The 18,722-nt window shown below is 70.6% G+C and carries 18 protein-coding genes and 1 pseudogene; 12 read left to right on the top strand and 7 right to left on the bottom strand.

Annotated elements, in window-relative coordinates; translation table 11 throughout:
• Nucleotides 1-81: 81 nt before the first annotated feature.
• A complete protein-coding gene (locus AQJ67_RS21260; RefSeq protein ID WP_062720628.1) occupies nt 82-1,269 on the bottom strand; it encodes a PP2C family protein-serine/threonine phosphatase in 1,188 nt (395 codons plus the stop codon).
• Nucleotides 1,270-1,518: 249 nt separating this feature from the next.
• Here AQJ67_RS21260 and AQJ67_RS21265 point away from each other — a divergent pair, with 249 nt between their 5' ends.
• Complete coding sequence (locus AQJ67_RS21265) at nt 1,519-2,730, top strand: GNAT family N-acetyltransferase (RefSeq protein ID WP_062721044.1); 1,212 nt, start codon at nt 1,519-1,521, stop codon at nt 2,728-2,730.
• Nucleotides 2,731-2,761: 31 nt separating this feature from the next.
• On the opposite strand, the gene AQJ67_RS21270 is transcribed toward AQJ67_RS21265, so the two are convergent.
• Together AQJ67_RS21270 and AQJ67_RS21275 are read right to left on the bottom strand one after the other, a co-directional pair.
• Nucleotides 2,762-3,571: an Fpg/Nei family DNA glycosylase gene (locus tag AQJ67_RS21270; RefSeq protein ID WP_062720629.1), complete on the bottom strand. Its 810-nt coding sequence runs from the start codon at nt 3,569-3,571 to the stop codon at nt 2,762-2,764.
• Nucleotides 3,572-3,839: 268 nt separating this feature from the next.
• Nucleotides 3,840-4,325: a ribose-5-phosphate isomerase gene (locus AQJ67_RS21275; protein ID WP_062720630.1), complete on the bottom strand. Its 486-nt coding sequence runs from the start codon at nt 4,323-4,325 to the stop codon at nt 3,840-3,842.
• A gap of 217 nt (nt 4,326-4,542) precedes the next feature.
• Between AQJ67_RS21275 and AQJ67_RS21280 the strand changes: the two genes are divergently transcribed.
• Nucleotides 4,543-6,015: an amino acid permease gene (locus AQJ67_RS21280; protein WP_062720631.1), complete on the top strand. Its 1,473-nt coding sequence runs from the start codon at nt 4,543-4,545 to the stop codon at nt 6,013-6,015.
• 138 nt (nt 6,016-6,153) lie between these two features.
• On the opposite strand, the gene AQJ67_RS48315 is transcribed toward AQJ67_RS21280, so the two are convergent.
• The 3 genes and pseudogenes from AQJ67_RS48315 to AQJ67_RS45415 all read right to left on the bottom strand — a co-directional run.
• Nucleotides 6,154-6,873, bottom strand: coding sequence for a hypothetical protein (locus AQJ67_RS48315; protein ID WP_167366213.1), 720 nt, complete (start codon nt 6,871-6,873; stop codon nt 6,154-6,156).
• Nucleotides 6,874-7,997: 1,124 nt separating this feature from the next.
• Nucleotides 7,998-8,378, bottom strand: coding sequence for a hypothetical protein (locus AQJ67_RS48320; RefSeq protein ID WP_167366214.1), 381 nt, complete (start codon nt 8,376-8,378; stop codon nt 7,998-8,000).
• Nucleotides 8,379-8,481: 103 nt separating this feature from the next.
• Nucleotides 8,482-9,321, bottom strand: a pseudogene (locus AQJ67_RS45415) (serine/threonine-protein kinase); the annotation flags it as partial.
• Between the two features lie 232 nt (nt 9,322-9,553).
• On the opposite strand from AQJ67_RS45415, the gene AQJ67_RS21305 reads away from it, so the two are divergent.
• The 4 genes from AQJ67_RS21305 to AQJ67_RS49465 all read left to right on the top strand — a co-directional run bounded on the left by AQJ67_RS21305 (nt 9,554) and on the right by AQJ67_RS49465 (nt 11,035).
• Nucleotides 9,554-10,282, top strand: coding sequence for a hypothetical protein (locus AQJ67_RS21305; protein ID WP_062720636.1), 729 nt, complete (start codon nt 9,554-9,556; stop codon nt 10,280-10,282).
• A 79-nt stretch (nt 10,283-10,361) separates the two neighbouring features.
• Nucleotides 10,362-10,502, top strand: coding sequence for a hypothetical protein (locus tag AQJ67_RS49455; RefSeq protein ID WP_244190544.1), 141 nt, complete (start codon nt 10,362-10,364; stop codon nt 10,500-10,502).
• Nucleotides 10,499-10,633: a hypothetical protein gene (locus AQJ67_RS49460; RefSeq protein WP_244190545.1), complete on the top strand. Its 135-nt coding sequence runs from the start codon at nt 10,499-10,501 to the stop codon at nt 10,631-10,633. The genes AQJ67_RS49455 and AQJ67_RS49460 overlap by 4 nt, the downstream gene beginning before the upstream one ends.
• A gap of 15 nt (nt 10,634-10,648) precedes the next feature.
• Nucleotides 10,649-11,035 (top strand): BBE domain-containing protein, encoded by a 387-nt coding sequence (locus AQJ67_RS49465; protein ID WP_062720637.1) that lies wholly within the window; start codon nt 10,649-10,651, stop codon nt 11,033-11,035.
• On the opposite strand, the gene AQJ67_RS21315 is transcribed toward AQJ67_RS49465, so the two are convergent.
• Nucleotides 11,025-11,606, bottom strand: a complete 582-nt coding sequence (locus AQJ67_RS21315) for a biotin transporter BioY (RefSeq protein ID WP_062720638.1) — start codon at nt 11,604-11,606, stop codon at nt 11,025-11,027. The genes AQJ67_RS49465 and AQJ67_RS21315 overlap by 11 nt on opposite strands.
• Before the next feature lie 449 nt (nt 11,607-12,055).
• On the opposite strand from AQJ67_RS21315, the gene AQJ67_RS21320 reads away from it, so the two are divergent.
• The 6 genes from AQJ67_RS21320 (at nt 12,056) to AQJ67_RS21345 (ending at nt 18,645) form a co-directional block, all read left to right on the top strand.
• The gene (locus tag AQJ67_RS21320) at nt 12,056-13,270 is read left to right on the top strand and encodes an ROK family transcriptional regulator (protein ID WP_062720639.1); all 1,215 of its coding nucleotides are present in this window, start codon (nt 12,056-12,058) and stop codon (nt 13,268-13,270) included.
• A 207-nt stretch (nt 13,271-13,477) separates the two neighbouring features.
• Nucleotides 13,478-14,548 (top strand): ABC transporter substrate-binding protein, encoded by a 1,071-nt coding sequence (locus AQJ67_RS21325; RefSeq protein WP_062720640.1) that lies wholly within the window; start codon nt 13,478-13,480, stop codon nt 14,546-14,548.
• A gap of 5 nt (nt 14,549-14,553) precedes the next feature.
• Nucleotides 14,554-15,399: an ABC transporter permease gene (locus AQJ67_RS21330; RefSeq protein WP_079056084.1), complete on the top strand. Its 846-nt coding sequence runs from the start codon at nt 14,554-14,556 to the stop codon at nt 15,397-15,399.
• Complete coding sequence (locus AQJ67_RS21335) at nt 15,375-16,085, top strand: ABC transporter ATP-binding protein (RefSeq protein ID WP_062720642.1); 711 nt, start codon at nt 15,375-15,377, stop codon at nt 16,083-16,085. The genes AQJ67_RS21330 and AQJ67_RS21335 overlap by 25 nt, the downstream gene beginning before the upstream one ends.
• Before the next feature lie 189 nt (nt 16,086-16,274).
• Nucleotides 16,275-17,615 (top strand): LLM class flavin-dependent oxidoreductase, encoded by a 1,341-nt coding sequence (locus AQJ67_RS21340; RefSeq protein WP_062720643.1) that lies wholly within the window; start codon nt 16,275-16,277, stop codon nt 17,613-17,615.
• A gap of 109 nt (nt 17,616-17,724) precedes the next feature.
• Nucleotides 17,725-18,645, top strand: coding sequence for a TauD/TfdA dioxygenase family protein (locus AQJ67_RS21345; RefSeq protein WP_062720644.1), 921 nt, complete (start codon nt 17,725-17,727; stop codon nt 18,643-18,645).
• Nucleotides 18,646-18,722: the final 77 nt, after the last annotated feature.

The raw sequence follows: 18,722 nt of genomic DNA on the forward strand, positions 1-18,722 counted from the left end.
GGCTCCGCCCCCTGGACCCCCATCGGCCCTGCGGGCCTCGTCCTCAAACGCCGGACAGGCTGAAAGATAAGGCGCTCGTCCTCAAACGCCGGACGGGCTGAACGTGCCGGACGGGCCCTCTCGGCAGATGAGCAGGAGGGCTCTGTCGTCGTTGACGTCCTTGGCCACTGCCTCGATGAGGTGCCAGGCGGCTCCGTGGAAGCCGCCGGCCACGTAGCGGTCGGCTTCGCCGGTGAGGCGGTCTATGCCCTCGACGATGTCGCGGTCGGAGGTCTCGACGAGGCCGTCGGTGAAGAGCATCAGGACGTCTCCGGGGCGTAGTGAGCCCTTGACGGGGTCGAACTGGGCGCCGTCGTAGACGCCGAGCAGGGGGCCCTCGGCCGCCTTCTCCTCCCAGCGGCCGCTGCCCGCGCTGAGCTGCAGGCCCGGCGGGTGGCCCGCGGAGTAGAGCTCGTAGTCGCCCGAGTCCAGGTCCAGGACCAGGTGGATCGAGGTGGCGAAGCCCTCGTCCCAGTCCTGGCGGAGCAGGTAGCCGTTGGCCGCGGGGAGGAACGCGTGCGGGGGCAGGCTGCCCAGGAGACCGCCGAAGGCTCCGGAGAGGAGCAGCGCGCGCGAGCCCGCGTCCATGCCCTTGCCGGAGACGTCCGTCAGGACCACCTCCAGCGTGCGGCCGCCGTTCGTGCGGGCCGCGACCACGAAGTCGCCCGAGAAGGACTGGCCGCCCGCCGGGCGCAGCGCCATCTCGCGGTGCCAGCCGTGCGGCAGGCTCGGCAGCTTGCTCTGGACGCGGATGCGTTCGCGCAGGTCGAAGAGCATCGTGCCGCCGCGCCGCCAGGGCACGCCCACGCGGCTGCGGAACTGCGCGATGAGGAGACCGAAGAAGCCGCACGCCGCCACGACCAGGACCACGCCCGGGGTGACGCGGGAGGGGCCCTCCGTGTACGGCCCCAGCTGCACCGACTCCACGATCAGTGCCGTCGCCGCCGCCGCGTACAGGCCCAGCAGGCTCGCCGGGCGCAGCAGCAGGCCGCCCGCGACGATGGGGAGGACCAGTGCGGCCGGGGAGAACCAGACCGGGTTGGCCATCGTCACGGCGCAGATCAGGGGGACGGTCAGCAGCAGGCCGGCCAGTGCGATCCAGTCGGAGCCGTCGCCGCGGAAGTAGTCCACCGCGCTTCTGCGCACGCCGACGCGGGCCCGGTGCCACTGCATCTTCAACCGGGCCGTGAACGTCTCGGCCGCCGTGCGCCGCTCTCGTCCTGCTGCCATTAGTTCGGGACCCTATCCATCGGACCAGCTGCTTGGCACGGGAGGTCCCACTTGTCCCCCGTCCGAGGTTCAACTTCACAGTCAACTTCACGGAAAGCCAGCTCGTAGCCGCCAACGAGAAATTCCCTCGCTCGTCCCGCAATGCCCTGGTACGCATGGTTCATGGCGAATGCGAAGGACAGTGCGAGCCTCCCCCGGTACCCCGGGAACCCCGGGAACCCCGGGAATTCCGGCCGTCCCGAGCTGCGGGTGGTGCGGCGGGACGAGTGGGACATCTGGTACGACACGCTGATCCGCGGCTTCGGCGGGGTCCCGGAGGCGGCCGAGGAGCGGGAGTTGTGGAACTCCCTCACCGAGCTCGACCGTTCCCTCGGCGCCTGGGACGGGGACGCGTGTGTGGGCACGGCCGGTGCCTTCAGCTTCCGGCTGACCGTGCCCGGCGGGGCCGCCGTGCCCGCCGCCGGGGTCACCATGGTCAGCGTCGCCGCGACGCACCGCCGGCGCGGCGTCCTGACGTCGATGATGCGCCGGCAGCTCGACGACGTGCGCGCGTGGGGCTGGCCGCTGGCCGTGCTGACCGCGTCCGAGCCGGAGATCTACGGCCGCTTCGGGTACGGCGTCGGCACCTTCCATGTGAACTGCGAGATCGACACGAGCCGCGTCCGGCTGTCCGTGCCGCCCGGCACGGATGACGTACGTCTGCGGTACGCCGTCGCGGCCGACGTCCTCAACGTGTGCGAGGCCGTGTACGCGCGCGAGGTCCCCGGGCGGCCGGGGATGCTCGTACGGGCGCCCGGCTGGGAGCGGCTCAGGCTGCTCGACCCGGAGAGCGACCGGGAGGGCGCGTCGCCGTTGCAGTGCGTGCTGGCGGAGCGGGACGGCGAGGTCGTGGGGTACGCGCGTTTCCGGGTCAAGCCGGACTGGGATGCCGCCGGGCCCAAGGGCGTCGTCCAGCTGCGGGACACGGAGGCCCTGGACCCGGCGGCGCAGGCCGCGCTGTGGCGGTTCCTGTTCGACATCGACCTGACCTCCACGGTGCAGGCGTACGGGCGTCCGGTGGACGAGGCCTGGCAGTACCAGGTGTCCGACATCCGGCGGTGTGCGCTGCGGGTGCGGGACTCCCTGCATGTACGGCTGGTGGACCTCGGGGCCGCGCTGGCGGCGCGGACCTATCAGGCGCCGGTGGATGTGGTGCTGGAGGTCGAGGACGCCTTCTGCCCCTGGAACGCCGGGCGTTGGCGGCTGTCCGGGGATCCCAAGGGCGCGTCCTGCGAGCGTACGACCGACGTGGCCGATCTCTCCCTGTCCGTACGGGAGTTGGGGGCGGCGTATCTCGGTGGCGTGAGCCTGGAGGCGCTGGGGGCGGCCGGGCGGGTTCGGGAGGTGCGGCAGGGGGCGCTGGCGGAGGCCTCGGTGGGGTTCGCCTCGGCCGTGGCGCCGTGGTTGCCGCACGGGTTCTGAGGCCGAACCCGGGGCGGCTTCGGCAACGTCCCTACGGGGTCTGGCAGTTCGGGCACCAGAAGAGGTTGCGGGCGGCGAGGTCGGCGGTGCGGATCTCGTCGCCGCAGATGTGGCAGGGCAGGGTGGCCCTTCGGTAGACGTAGACCTCGCCGCCGTGGTCGTCGACGCGCGGGGGGCGGCCCATCGCCTCCGGGGTGTGCTCCGGGCGGACGGTGTCGATGCGGTTGTTGCGGACGCCCTCGCGCATCAGCGCCACCAGGTCCGACCAGATCGCGTCCCACTGGGTGGGGGTGATGTCCTTGCCCGCGCGGTACGGGTCGACGCGGTGGCGGAAGAGGACCTCGGCTCGGTAGACGTTGCCGACGCCCGCGATGACCTTCTGGTCCATGAGCAGGGCGGCGATCGTCGTACGGCTGCGGGAGATCCGTCGGTAGGCCTGGTGGGGGTCGGCGTCGGCGCGGAGGGGGTCGGGGCCGAGGCGGTCGTGTATCGCCTGCTTCTCGGGGTCGGTGATGAGGGCGCAGGTGGTGGGGCCGCGGAGGTCTACGTATGCGGTGGTGTTCGTAAGGCGGAGGCGGACGGTGTCCGTGGGTGGGGGTGCGGGGGTGGGGCCGAAGTTGACCTTGCCGAAGAGGCCGAGGTGGATGTGGATCCAGTCGGTGTCGCGGAAGCCGAGGAAGAGGTGTTTGCCGTGGGCCTCGGTGTGGGTGAGTTCGGCGTGGTCGAGCAGGGCGGCGGCGTCGGAGAACTTGCCCTGGGGGCTGGTGACGTGGGGGGTTGTGCCGCGGAACGCTGTCGCGTAGTCGAGGGCCAGGCGGTGGATGGTGTGACCCTCGGGCACGGTGGCTCCTTGTTCGTGGAGGGGGTGGGGGGGTGGGGGGCGCCAGGGTTTTTCGCCCCCGCCGCCCCTACCCGTCCCATCCCTTGAAGGGGCTCCGCCCCTTCGACCCCGCTGTCGGCCCTTCGGGCCTCGTCCTCAAACGCCGGACGGGCTGAAAGATGCGGCTCGTCGTCAAACGTCGGACGGGCTGAAAGATGCGGCTCGTCGTCAAACGTCGGACGGGCTGAAAATGCGGCTCGTCCTCAGACGTCGGACGGGCTGACGGGGGCTACTGCTGGGGGTGGTGCGGGGGGATCGGGGGGAGGTCGCCGGTCGTTTCGTAGGTGGCCAGCATGGTGATGCGGCGGGTGTGACGCTCGTCACCGGAGTACGGGGTGTTGAGGAACGTCTCGACGAACTTCGTGGCCTCGTCCTGCGTGTGCATGCGGGCGCCGACCGCCACGACGTTCGCGTTGTTGTGCTGGCGGCCGAGGGAGGCCGTCTCCTCGCTCCAGGCGAGGGCCGCGCGGACGCCCTTCACCTTGTTGGCGGCGATCTGCTCGCCGTTGCCCGAGCCGCCGATGACGATGCCGAGGGAGTCGGGGTCCGCGGCCGTCTTCTCCGCGGCGCGGAGGCAGAAGGGCGGGTAGTCGTCCTGGGCGTCGTAGATGTGGGGGCCGCAGTCGACCGGGTCGTGACCCGCCGCCTTCAGCCAGTCGACGAGGTGGTTCTTGAGTTCGAAGCCCGCATGGTCGGAGCCGAGATACACGCGCATGGAACGAGTGTGACACGGCTGTTTCGGGGCAGCAGCGCCGGGTGTCGATCACGTTTAGTGTGACACATTCCATGGAAGCTCAAGGAAACCTCAAGTAACAATCTCGAATCAAAGGTTCCCGAATCCGTTCTCCTCCGATTCACTGGTCCGACTCGTACGCCGCTCCATTACGACTCGTACGAGAACCGCTCCCCACGGCGCAAAGGAAATCCGTTCCATGACTTCGCAGCCGAACCAGAAGACGGCCGAGCCGGCCGTCGGCGGCCATGGCCTCCAGGCCGGACTCAAGAACCGTCATCTCTCCATGATCGCCATCGGTGGCGTCATCGGCGCCGGACTCTTCGTCGGGTCCAGCTCCGGTATCGCCACCGCAGGACCCGGCATCCTCCTGTCGTACGCCCTCGTCGGCACGCTCGTGGTGCTGGTGATGCGGATGCTCGGCGAGATGTCCGCGGCCAACCCGACGTCCGGATCGTTCTCCGCCCACGCCGACCGGGCGCTCGGGCCCTGGGCCGGCTTCTCCATCGGCTGGCTGTACTGGTTCTTCTGGGTGGTCGTGCTGGCAGTCGAGGCGACCGCCGGTGCGGAGATCCTGGAGGGGTGGATACCGGCCGTTCCGCAGTGGGGCTGGGCGCTGATCGTGATGGTGGTGCTCACCGCCACCAACCTGGTCTCCGTCGGCTCCTACGGTGAGTTCGAGTTCTGGTTCGCCGGGATCAAGGTCGTGGCCATCGCCGCGTTCATCGTCATCGGCGGGCTCGCCGTCTTCGGGCTGCTGCCGGGCGTCGACAGCTCGCAGGCCGGACTGAGCAACCTCACCGACCACGGCGGATTCCTGCCCCACGGTGCCGGGGCGATCCTCACCGGTGTGCTGCTCGTCGTCTTCTCCTTCATGGGCAGCGAGATCGCCACGCTGGCCGCCGGTGAGTCCGAGAACCCGCAGCAGGCCGTCACCAAGGCCACCAACAGCATCATCTGGCGTGTCGCCGTCTTCTACCTCGGTTCGATCCTCGTCGTGGTGGCCCTGCTGCCCTGGGACAGCAAGTCGATCGCCGAGGACGGTTCGTACGTCGCCGCTCTCGACTCCCTCGGTATCCCGCACGCCGGTCAGATCATGAACTTCATCGTGCTGACCTCGGTGCTGTCCTGTCTCAACTCCGGCCTCTACACCGCCTCCCGTATGGCCTTCTCGCTCGGCCAGCGCGGGGACGCGCCGAAGTCGTTCGCGCGGACGACCGGCCGGGGTGTGCCGCGGACGGCGATCCTCGTGTCCGTGGTGTTCGGCTTCGTCGCCGTCTTCTTCAACTACAAGTTCCCGGACTCCGTCTTCCTCTTCCTCGTCAACTCCTCCGGTGCGGTCGCGCTGTTCGTGTGGCTGGTGATCTGCTTCTCGCAGCTGCGCATGCGGAAGATCATCCAGGCCGAGGCGCCGGAGAAGCTGGTCGTGCGGATGTGGCTGTACCCGTATCTGACCTGGGCGACGGCCGCGCTGATCGTGTTCGTGCTGGGCTACATGCTGACCGACACCGAGCACGACGGCCGGAAGACGGTGCTGCTGTCGCTGCTGGTGGCGGCGGTGGTGCTGATCGTGGCCTTCGTGAAGGAGAAGGTCGGCCGGGGGCGTGCGGTGGCGGGCGGGGCGGCGGCGGCCGTTTCGGATGAGCCGCGTGATGAGGTCAAGACCGGCTGAGGATGACTGACCCGGGCTGAGCGGACGGCTGAGCCCGCCGGCTGAGCCCGCCGGCTGAGCCTGGCTTGAAGTTCGAGGGGCCTTCGGAAGACGCGTGCGCGTTTCCGAAGGTCCCTTGGCTTGTGTCGGCGTGCGCGTTTACAGGACCGTGAAGGTGTCTCTCACCTTCTCGTAGGTCTGCAACGCCTCCGCCTCCATGTCCGGCCAGTACCACGTGTTGATCTGGTACGACTTGCCTTCCACCGTGAAGCCCAGCAGCCGGGCGTGCCAGGGGGCGCCCTGGAGTGTGAAGGTGTACTCCCAGACGACCGCCGGGTGCCCGCGGAACGTCGTCCGTTCCAGGCGGATCTTGCGGTACTGCTGCCCTTGCTGGGCGTTCTCCTCCGACTTCTGCCAGGAGTCCATCAGGTCGTCGCGGGCCAGGGACGACTTGGCGGCGAGTTCCTGTGCGGCGTCCGGGGAGGTGTAGTGCACCTCCGAACCGGTCTTGACGTCCCGCCGCCAGCCCTCGGGCGGCACCCATGCGAACCCGCCCGCCTCCCTGCGGGATCCCGGCGGGAGGCTTTGCGGCCTCGCTGTGCCTTCGACGGTGGAGGAGGCGGAGGGGGACGCGGAGGAGGACGACGGTGACGGTGACGGCGAGGAGCCGGCGTGATCGTCCTCAGGGGCGCCCGGGTTGATCGCCAGGACGACCGCCACGGTGGCGCCTGCGGCGACGATTCCGACGGCGGCGACTTTCCCTGTACGGCGTCGCCCTCGACGGGGTTGCCCCGCCGGGACGGCCGGGCCGGGGAGCTCGCCGGGTGGCATGACGCCGTGCGGGTGGGCGCCTGCGGGCAGGGGACGCTGCTCGGTCACCGCTTCGGAGCGGGCCAGGGAGACGCCGGGACGGTGGGGTGCGGCTGTGCCGGAGTTGCCGGGCGGTGTGGGTGTACGGACCTCCGAACGGGCCTTCGACGTGGATTGCGAGACGGGGGCTGGCGTAGGGCGTGGGCGAGGGCGGGGGCGGGGGTCGGTGGTGGTGTGCGGGACGTCGTCGGTCTGGGGGTGTTCGGGTTCGGTTCCGGCGTTCTCGGTTCGTATGTCTTTGGTGGGGGGCGAGGCCTGTGTCGGTATGGCGTCGTGTACGTCGTCCGGTTGACGGGGGTCGGGTGGGGTGGGGGGCGATGGGGGTGCGGGGGTTTGTGCAGGGGTGGGTCCGGGGTCGCGCCCGTGCGGTGGTTGGGGTTCGGGAACCTGGTGGTGGGGTGGTTGGGGTTCGGGAACCTGGTGGTGCGGTGGCTGGAGCCCGTGTACTGAGGTGTGCGTCCGCTCTGGCTGGGGCGCCGGCCCCAGTGTCTGCTCGGGCTCGTGGAGTGCCGTCGTTGCCTGATCAGAGGTGACCGACGGGCCGGGGTGGGGGCTGGTTCCAGGGTGGCGTACGGGGTCCGGCCCGGTGCCGCGTACGGGTTCCGGTCCACGCGAACGGCCGGGCTCCGGCGCCGGTCCGGCCTGCGGCGCACCGTTGAGGGCAGTCCCGTCCGCAGCACCGCCCCAACGCTCGGCCCCGGAGGGAGCCCCCTGTCCGGGCCCGCGCTCTGGCGCCCCCACCGCTCCAGGAACCGCTACCTCTCCAGGGCCTGGCTCCAACTGCTGACCCCGGCCCGGCTCCTGGCGTCCGGCCGTACGCCTTGCCGGCCCGGCCTCGGGCTCACGCGCCCCGGAGTGCTCGGAACTCGCGGCCGTTTCCGTCCCGTCGCTCTCAGGTGCGGCCTCGACGTCCCACCCCCGGAGCCAAGGGCTGGGCTCAGCCTCACTTTCCCGACCCACGCGGCCGACGTCAGCCTCCGCGCCTCCGCGCCCGATGCCTGCCTCATGGCCCCCAGGACCGACGTCGCCCCACGCTTCCCCACGCCTGACGCCAGCCTCGAACTCCTCCCCCTGTCCCCCAGAGCCAGGCTCAGCCTGCGCTCCCCAACTCCCCCGGGCGGCCTCGATCTCCGCTACCCAACCCCCAGGGCCAGCTTCAGCCTGCGATCCCCAACTCTCAGGTCCAGCCTCCCGATCCCCAGGACTGACTCTCCCCTCTGGCCCCTCACCCCTGACGCCAGCCCCAGCCTCCTGACCTCCACCGCCAACACCAACACCAGCCTCGGCTTCCGCTCGCCCACCACCAGAGACAGGCTCAGCTTCCACTGCCCCACCCCGACGGCCGGCCTCGTCTCCCGCTCCCTGGCCTCGATGGGCCTCGTCTCCCGCTTCCCGACCCCCCGAGCCGACCTCGTCTCCCGTTCCCCGACCCCCCGAGCCGACCTCGGCCCCCGCCACCCCAAGCTCAGAGCCGCCCTCAACTCCCACCCCCTCAAACCCAGAGCCGCCGTCAACCCCCACTCCCCCAAACCCAGAACCACCCTCACCCTCAACCTCAACCCCCGGCCCCCCACCCCCAGGCCTCTCCGCCCCCTCCCAGAGCACCCCTCCCCCCACCACCGGCATCGTCGGCGTAGGAGCCGGGAACGCGACCGGTTCCAGGGCGGTCTCCAGGGCGTCCAGGCCGGGGCGGTGGGTGGGGTTCTTTTGTAGGAGGGTGGTCAGGATGTCCCGCAAGGGGCCTGCTGTGGGCGGGAGTTCGGGTTCCTCGTAGAGGACCGCGTGGAGGGTTGACAGGGTGGTGTCGCGGGAGAAGGGGGAGCGGCCGACGAGGGCCGCGCTCAGGGTGGCGCCGAGGGACCAGATGTCGGACGGTGGGCCCTGGGGGCGGCCGGAGATGCGTTCGGGGGCCATGTAGTCGGGGGAGCCGACCAGCATGCCGACCATGGTGAGGGCCTTGGCGTCCTGGATCGCCGCGATGCCGAAGTCCGTCAGGACGACCCGGCCCCGCCCGCGGGTCCGCGTCACCTCGGTCTCCACCAGGACGTTGCCCGGCTTGATGTCTCGGTGGAGGACGCCCCGGGCGTGCACCTGGCGCAGTGCCGCGACCAGGCCGATGCCGATCCGGGCCGTCTCGCACGGGCCCAGCGGGCCCTCCTCCGCCATGATGCGTTCGAGGGAGCGGCCGGCCACCAACTCCATGACGATCCACAGGCGTTCGCCCTCGTCGACCACGTCGTAGACGCGGACGACGTTGGGGTGGTCGATCCGTGCCGTCGCCCGCGCCTCGCGCAGGGTGCGTTCACGGCGGGTGCGTGTGTCCTCGGGGTCGAGGCCGTCTATGCGCATTTCCTTGACGGCGACCAGCCGGTCGAGAATTTCGTCGACCGCTCGCCACACGCGCCCCATTCCCCCCTGGCCAATACTCTCGACCAGCCGATAACGGCCCGTCACCAGGGAACCTGGGACCCCGCCGTTCCGCGCACCACCACCAGCATGATCAGAGTTCTCTGGACTTCCCATGTTTCCCACGTTTCCCGGCAATCCGCTGCACCCCCCACTACGCCGCATCGGACATCCGCCATTGAAACACAATGGTCACACTTCCAGCCGTATCAGCATAGTGCGGAGAAATCTTGTGGTAGCTCTTCAAGTACTGCGAATTCAGGCGCAGGCAAGGGGGACGAACATGAGTTCTCGTCGCACGACGGCCATCGCGGGATCGCTGGTCGCGACATCTTTCTCGGCAGTGCTGATCCTTTCCGCCACTGCCGGCGCGGACGACCAGGGTCCTGGCAGCAGCAAGGGGGGAAAGGTCATCGACGAGGCGCCGGCAGGGGTGAAACTGACGACTCTGCTGCCCGAAAAGATCTCGGTGGACAACGGTTCGAAGAAGACCGACATCACCGCCACGGTGAAGAACGAAGGGACCAAGGACAGCGGAAAGATCCAGCTTTTGGTCGTCGGTTTCGACGGCCTCACGGTCAAGAATGTGGAGGGCTGTTCAGCTATCGCGGAAGGCAGTCTTCCCGAGGGTTCGAACAGCGGTTTCTCCTGCCCTCTCGACAATCTCCCGGCCGGTGAGTCGAAGTCGTACCCCGTCGAGGCCACCTACGACCTGGGCAAGACCGGCAACATATGCCTCCCGGTCCAGAGCGGAGACGGCAAGAAGACGTACTGGCAGCAGGGCCCGGTGCCGTTCGGTACGACGAATCCGTCGCCCGACGCCCCGGCCACCCCGCTGCTCCTCGGCACCGACAACAAGCCGGTCGCACCGGGCGCCGACGAACTGCCCAAGACCGGCCTCGGCCGTGACGTGCTGCCGCTGGGCGCGGCCGGCGCCACGCTGATCGCGGTCGGCGCGGCCGGGCTGTGGTGGTCCCAGCTGCGGCGGCCCAGGAGGCACGCCGCCGACTGAGGCGGGGCCAACGGGAACAGAACGGATCGGCCGGATAACCTGACGGTGGTTGTCAGGTTATCCGGCCAGTCTTTGTGCCATGACCTTCCCTCGACACCTCACCGACCTGCCCCTTCTCCGTCCCGGCGACTCCGGCTACGACGACGAACTCGCCGGGTCCAGACCGGCTTCGCCCAGCGGCCCGACCTCGTCGTCCCCGCCCGCGGGACCGCCGATGTGACGGCCGCGGTGCGGTACGCGGCCGAGCGGCGGCTGACCGTCGGCATCAAGGCGACGGGCCATGGGCTTCCCGGGCCGGTCGACGGCGGGGTCCTCGTCTCGACCCGGCACATGGACCGGGTGAGCGTGTAGTACGGGGACAGCGCGGTGTTGGGCGAGTGGGACCTCGACGCGGTGGCCGAGGTGCTCAGGCGTACCGGGCCTAAGGCCGCCGGTGCGATGTGTGTCGTGCAGGTCAGTCAGCTGGGCGGGGCGCTCGCCCGGCCCGCCGCGGACTCGGTGCCGTATCGCGAAGGCGCGTTCCTGGTGCGGATGTTGACCATGGCGGACCGGGAACGGGCCCGGGAGATCCTGGACCCCGCCTTCGAGCTGCTCGCACCCGTCACGCTCGGGCGGGCCGTCAACTTCGTCTTCGGAGCGGGGGATCGGGGCGCCGGGCTGTACGACGCCGGGACGCGGAAGAGGCTCGCCGGGATCAAGTCGCGGTACGACCCGGCGAGCCTCTTTCGCGGGAACTACGGCGTCAGCGGTTGAGCAGCTTCCAGGTGGTGGGCAGGGCGCCCATCGCCAGGGCCGCCTTCAGGGCGTCGCCGATCAGGAACGGGGTGAGGCCGGCCGCGATGGCAGCGGTCGCGGACATGCCGGTGGCGAGGGCCAGGTAGGGGACGCCGACGGCGTAGATGATCGCCTCGCCCAGCAGCATGGCGCCCGCGGTGCGCAGCGCGGTCCGGTCGGCGCCGCGGCGGGCCAGGGCGCCGACGACGGTGGAGGCGAGGATCATGCCGAGGATGTAGCCGAAGGAGGGGGCGGCGGCGCCGGAGGTGCCGTCCGCGAACCACGGCACGCCCGCGATGCCCGCCAGGGCGTACAGGGCGAGGGAGAGGAAGCCGCGGCCGGCGCCGAGGGCCGTGCCGACCAGCAGGACCGCGAGGGTCTGGCCGGTCACCGGCACCGGGGAGCCCGGCACGGGCACGGCGATCTGGGCCGCGAGGCCGGTGAGCGCGGCGCCGCCGACGACGAGCGCGATGTCGCGGACGCGGGAAGCCGGGAGCAGGTCGGCGAGGACCTGTCCGGGGCGGGCGGGGGCGGCGGCTGCCGTGCTCATGGGGACTCCGCGAGGGTGAGGGCGGTACGGGACCTTGTGACGCTATCCCAGGGGGTTTCGGTCCCTCACCGTCAGTGGTCGACAAAGGGCGGTTCGTGGGGTTGGTGGGCTCCGGACAAAGAGTGGGGGTTACACGGGGTACGGGGTGATGCCGGTCACGGAGGCAGGGACGTTCACCTCACATGACCGGGGCGGGGGCCGACTGTAGGGATTCACCAATCGGGCTGGGCAGAGGGATTGCCGTCTCGCCCGTCGGTCGCCGTCTGGGCAGCGGGTGGGCCGTTTGCTAGCTTCGAGCACATGGTCGCCCAGTCCCGGAACTTCACGTCGCGTCGCCATGTCGACCTGCGACGCGTGGGCGCGGCCGCCTGTCGCCTGCCTGGGTGAGTCGGCCCGTCGGTCCGACTCGCCAGACGGCGCAGTGTCGGACCGGCTCCCGAGGAAGTCCCATGCCCCATACCGCGGCACCACCCGCCCTCTCGTCCCCTGTCCCCCGTGTCGCCGACCGTGACCGGCGCCGGACCAGTGCCAGCGTCGTGCTGCGGTCCGTCCTGGAGCACGGGCCGGTCGCGCGCAGCACCATCGCCCGGCTGACCGGGCTGTCACCGGCCTCGGTGACCGACTACTGTGCCCGCTTCACCGCACGCGGTCTCATCCGCGAGGCCGCCGCGCCCCGGCAGTCGGGTGGTGTGGGGCGGCCCCATGTGCCCGTCGACCTGGACGACTCGCGGTTCGTTGTGGGCGGCGTCCATGTGGCGGTGCCCCACACCACGGTGGCGCTGCTCGATCTACGTGGACGGGTCGTCGCCGAGCGGGAGTTGAAGCACTCGGGGGCCACGGATCCGTACGGTCCGTACGGCGTCCTCGCCCGCGCCGCTGACGGGCTCGCCGCGCTGCTGGACGAGGCACCGGGCAGCCGGCCGCTCGGCGTCGGGTTCGCCGCGGGCGGCTGGGTGGACCGGGACTCCGGGACCGTCGTCGAGCACCCGCTGCTGGGCTGGCGCGAGGTGCCGGTGCGGGAGGTGCTCGGCGCGCACACCGGGCTGCCGGTCCATGTGGACGGGCACGCGCGGGCGTTGGTGAACGCGGAGCGGCTGTTCGGGCGGGCGCGGGGCAGCGCGAGCGTGCTGCATCTGTTCGTCGGCAACGTGGTGGACGCGGCGTTCGCCACCCACGACGAGGTGCATCACGGACCGCGCTCGCAGGCCGGCGCCATCGCCCATCTGCCGGTGCCCGGCGGCACCGAGACCTGCGACTGCGGCCGGGTCGGCTGCCTCCAAGTGGAGCTGAGCGAACGGACGTTGTGCCGGCGGGCGCGGGAGGCCGGGGTCGTCGACGGGACGAACCCGACGCATGTCGTGCGCGCCGCGGCGGGCGGGGACCCGGTGGCGGCCCGGCTGCTGACGGAGCGGGCGCGGATGACCGGGCGGGCGGTCGGGCTGCTGCTCGACGTGCTCAACCCGGAGACCGTCGTCGTCACCGAGATCGGCGTCCTGAGCCGCGAGGACTGCCTCGGCGCGCTGCGGAAGGCCGTCGGGACGCCACGTGCGGCAGCGGTGGGGCCGACGACTTTCGCGGATTCCGTCCTTGCCGTGGCGGGCGGATCGGTGGCGTTGGACGTGCTCTACCGGGATCCGTTGGGCGCGTCACCTGAGGCTATTTAATTCAGAAACTCGGAATATTGACAGGGACCGCCGATGACCAGGAACATCCTGCTCATGAGCCCGTTCGTGAGCTGTCGCACCCACTGTTGCTGACACGTCGCCGCGTGTGAAGCGCTCATTTCCCGCTGCCTGAATTCCCCTTCTCCGGCTTTTGCCTGCCCGGAATTCCGCATGCCTTCTTTCCTTCCGAACTCACGGAGTACTCCCATGCCCACGTCTCCCGTGCCCGGCGTCGACCGACGGCTCTTCCTCACCTCCCTGCTCGGTGTCACCGCCGCCGGACTCACCGGCCTCACCGGCTGCGCCGGCAGCAGCGCGGCCGCCGGCAGTGAGGGCGCCTCGACCGCTCCGCTCGCCACCAAGGTCCCCGCCGGGACCAGCCTGAAGATCGCCTCGTACCAGAACGCCCAGCAACTCCAGATCAGACTGGCCAAGTTGGGAGATCCGCCCTTCAAGGTGAGCAACTGGCTGAACATCGGCGCCGGGCCCGACGTCATCAACGCCTTCCGGGCCGAGTCCCTGGACGTCGCCAACAACGCGGGCATCCCGCCGATCCAGGCGTACTACCAGGGCTTCGACGCGAAGATCGTGGCGATCAACATCACCCGCAAGCCCAACTACCTCTTCGCCACCAAGCCGGGCAGCGACATCCGGTCGGTCGGGGACTTCAAGGGCAGGCGGCTCGCGTTCTCGCAGGGCCAGGCGCAGGGTGTGGTGCTGCTGCGGGCACTGAAGAAGGCCGGGCTGAAGTACGACGAGGTGGAGCTGGTCCCGCTGACCAGCAACCAGTTCCTCACCGCCCTGCAGTCCGGCCAGGTCGACATCGCCCCGCTGGCCAACAGCCAGACGCCCGCCTATCTCAAGCAGTACGAGGGCAAGGGCGCCCGCGTCATCACCACCGACGTCGTCGACCTGCTCAACCTGCTGTGGGCGCCGGTCTCGGTGCTGAACGACTCCGCGAAGGCCGCCGCCATCGCCGCGTACATCCCGTTCTGGGCGCGGAGCCAGGTGTGGACGTACGAGCACCCGGACGTCTGGAACCGGGAGTTCTACGTCGGGACGCAGAACCTGACCCTCCCCCAGGCCGAGGCCATCACCGAGCTCGCCAACAAGCCTCTGTTCCCGCCGAGCTGGGACGAGGCCATCCAGTGGGAGCAGGAGACCGCGGATCTGCTCGCCGAGGGCGGGTTCGTGAAGAAGTTCGACGTCGGCGAGCTCTTCGACCACCGCTTCGAGGGCATCGCCGCCAAGTCCGTAGCCGCGGAATACCGGAGGTGACGGCCATGACCACCACGACCGTGACGACCGCACCACCCCTCGCGGAGCCCGATCCGGACCTTCGCGTCCGCCGTCGCCGCTCCCTCTCCCCCGGCAAGCAGGTCCCGGCCGCCCGGCTCGCCGGCCCCGCGCTCCTCGTCGTGCTGTGGGCCGTGGCGTCGGCCGCCGGGGCGCTGGATCCCGGCGCGATCCCGGCGCCCTGGACGGTGGTGGAGTCCGGCGTCCACCTGTGGACCGACGGGACGCTGACCGACGACATCCTGACCTCGCTGCAACGCGCCGGCACCGGGTTCGTCCTCGGCCTCGCCGCCGGGATCGCCCTCGCGCTGGCGTCCGGGCTCACCCGGACCGGGGAGGCGCTGATCGACGGGACGGTGAACCTCAACCGGGCGATCCCGACCCTCGGTCTGATCCCGCTGTTCATCCTCTGGCTGGGCATCGGCGAGACCTTCAAGATCGCGATCATCGCCATCGTCGTCTACATCCCGATCTACCTCAACACCCATGCGGCGCTGTCCGGCATCGACAGCCGGTTCGTCGAACTCGCCGAGGTGCAGGGGCTGAACCGGATCCAGTTCATCCGGCAGATCGTCATCCCCGGCGCACTGCCCGGCTTCTTCGTCGGACTGCGGCTCGGGGTGACCGGCTCCTGGCTGGGTCTGGTGGTGCTGGAGCAGATCAACGCCACCAGCGGGCTCGGCTACATGATGTTCCAGGCGCAGAACTACGGCCAGACGGACGTCATCCTCGTCGGCCTCGTCGTCTACGGCATCTTCGGCCTGATCTCCGACAGCACGGTCCGCATCATCGAACGGAGGGTGCTGTCGTGGCGCCGCACACTGAGCAGCTGACCCGTCCCGCCGTCCAGCTGCGCGGGCTGACCCGCTCCTTCGACGGCCGTACGGTCCTCGACGGCATCGACCTCGATCTGCCGGCCGGGCAGTTCACCGCGCTGCTCGGGCACAGCGGGTCCGGCAAGAGCACGCTGTTGCGGGCCGTCGCGGGCCTCGACCACCGGGTGACCGGCAGCGGGCGGCTCTCCGCTCCCGAGCGGGTGTCCGTGGTGTTCCAGGACTCGCGGCTGCTGCCCTGGCGGCGGGTCCTGGACAACGTCCTCCTCGGGCTGGACGGCAAGGACGCGGAGCGCAAGGGGCGCGAGGCGCTCGAAGAGGTCGGGCTGAAGGGTCGTGAGCGTGCCTGGCCGAGTGAGCTGTCCGGCGGGGAGGCCCAGCGGGCGGCGCTGGCCCGGTCGCTGGTGCGGGAGCCGGAGCTGCTGTTGGCCGACGAGCCGTTCGGGGCGTTGGACGCGCTGACCCGGATCAAGATGCACAACCTGCTGCGGGAGCTGTGGGAGCGGCATCGGCCGTCGGTGCTGCTGGTCACGCATGACGTGGACGAGGCGATCGTGCTGGCGGACCGGGTGCTGGAGCGGGGGCGGATCGGGCTGGATCTGACCATCGACCGGGACGCTCGGGCGCGCGGCGAGTACCGGGTGCGGCTGCTTGCGGCGCTGGGGGTGACCGAGGACGTCAGGTGAGCGCCGGTCGCCGTGGGCTCGGGCGGTTTTCGCCCCCGCCGCCCCGACCCGTCCCATCCCATCCCATCCCTGAAGGGGCTCCGCCCCTTCGACCCCGCCAAGGGGCTTCGCCCCCTGGACCCCCTATCGGCCTTCGGCCTCGTCCTCGAACGCCGGACGGGCTGAAAAGCACTGCAGCGAAGGACAGCCATGCCCCGCCAACTCCATCTCAACGCCTTCCTCATGAACACCGGCCACCACGAGGCCTCCTGGCGGCTCCCCGAGAGCGACCCGTACGCGCACGTCTCCCTGGCCCACTACGTCAACCTGGCCCGCGTCGCCGAACGCGGCACCTTCGACTCCCTCTTCCTCGCCGACGGCCCGCAGCTGTGGAGCAACCTCGCCCAGCGGCCGGCCGGCGCTCTGGAGCCGCTCACGCTGCTCACCGCGCTGGCGACCGCCACCGAGCACATCGGGCTGATCGCGACCGCGTCCACCTCCTACAACTCGCCCTACAACCTGGCCCGGAAGTTCGCCTCGCTGGACATCATCAGCGGCGGCCGGGCGGGCTGGAACATCGTCACCACGGCAGGAGCGGAGGCCGCCCGGAACTTCGGTCTGGAGGCGGAGCCGGCGCACGCCGAGCGGTATGCCCGGGCCGCCGAGTTCCTGGACGTCGCCCTGAAGCTCTGGGACAGCTGGGAGGACGACGCGATCGTCGGTGACAAGGCGGCCGGCGTGTGGGGCGACGACGCCAAGATCCATCCGCCCCGGCACCAGGGGACGTACTTCAGTGTCGGCGGCGCCCTCAACGTCCCCCGCACGCCGCAGGGTTACCCGCTGCTCGTGCAGGCGGGGTCGAGCGAGGACGGCAAGGTGTTCGCCGCCCGGTACGCGGAGGCGGTGTTCACCGCGCAGCAGACGATCGAGGACGCGCGGGCCTTCTACGCCGACCTCAAGGCGCGTACGGCGGCGGCCGGCCGCGACCCCGAGCACATCAAGGTGCTGCCCGGCATCGTCCCGGTGATCGGCTCGACGCAGGCCGAGGCGCGGGCGCTGGAGCAGACCCTGGAGGACCACATCGTGTACACGCACGGCGTGGACCGGCTGGAGAACCTTCTGCAACTGCCCTCCGGCGCACTGGAGTTGGATGGCCAACTCCCTGCCGACCTGCCGCCCGAGGACGCCATCGAGGGCGCCAAGAGCCGCTACACGCTCGTGGTGGAGCTGGCCCGGCGCGAGCAGCTCACCGTGCGGCAGCTGATCGGGCGGCTCGGCGGCGGGCGCGGTCATCTCACCTTCGCCGGTACGCCCGAGCAGGTCGCCGACGCCATCGAGACCTGGTTCACCCAGGGCGCCGCCGACGGCTTCAACATCATGCCGCCGGTCCTGCCGTCCGGCCTGGACGCCTTCGTCGACCACGTCGTCCCGATCCTGCGCGCCCGCGGGCTGCTCCGCGCGGAGTACGGCCCGCGCACGACCCTGCGCGAGCGCTACGGCCTGCCGCGCCCCGCCAACCAGCACGTCAGCCCCGAACTCGCCACCGTCTGACCCGAACTCGCCCCCGCCGCCCCTACCCGTCCCATCCTCCTGGGGCTCCGCCCCAGACCCCGCTCCTCAAACGCCGGAGTGGCTGAATCGGAACCGAAAGGCCTCTTCCATGTCCATCGAGATCCGCAAGATCACCGCGAACATCGGCGCCCGCGTCTCCGGCGTCGACATCTCCCAGCCGCTCGACGAGGGGACCTCCACCGCCCTGCGCGAGGCCCTCAACACCCACAAGGCCCTCGTCTTCGACGACGTGAACCTCGACGACGAGACCCAGCAGGCCTTCGTCCGGCACTTCGGCGACGTCACCACCGCCCATCCGACGGTCTCCTCCGTCGCCGGCGTCCCGAACGTCCTGCCCGTCGACAGCGAACGCGGCCGCGCCGCCAACCACTGGCACACCGACGTCACCTTCGTCCTCACCCCCCCGCAGGCCACCACCCTGCGCAGCGTCACGATCCCGCCGTACGGCGGCGAGACCCTGATCGCCAGCTCGGCGGCCGCCTACCGCAATCTGCCCGAGCCGCTGCGCCAGTTCGCCGACACGCTGTGGGCGGAGCACACCAACGACTACGACTACGCCGTACCGGACGAGGAGATCGACGACGAACAGGCCGCCCAGCGCGCCCAGTTCACCTCCATCAAATACCGCACGGTCCACCCCGTGGTCCGCGTCCACCCGCTGACCGGTGAGCGCGGGCTGTTCATCGGCGGGTTCGCGCAGCGGATCGTGGGTCTCTCGCCGGGCGAGTCCCGCAAGATCCTCGACCTGCTCCAGGCGTACGTCACCCGGCCGGAGAACGTCCTGCGGCACCGCTGGTCGGAGAACCAGCTGGTCGTCTTCGACAACCGGATCACCCAGCACTACGCCATCGACAACTACGACGGCCTGCCGCGCCGCCTGCACCGGGTGACCGTCGCGGGCGACGTGCCGGTCGGCGTGGAGGGCAAGGAGAGCTACTCGATCGAGGGCGACGCCTCGCACTACACGTCGGTCGCCGCGCCGGTCGCCGCCCCGGCCGCCGCCGCGTAGTCACCGCGTCACCTACAGTGCGGCGAGTGTCCGCATAGTGGGCAGCCTCTCCTTCTGAGCGGGGAGGCTGCCCAGAC

The organism is Streptomyces caeruleatus (genome assembly GCF_001514235.1).
Lineage (GTDB): Bacteria > Actinomycetota > Actinomycetes > Streptomycetales > Streptomycetaceae > Streptomyces > Streptomyces caeruleatus.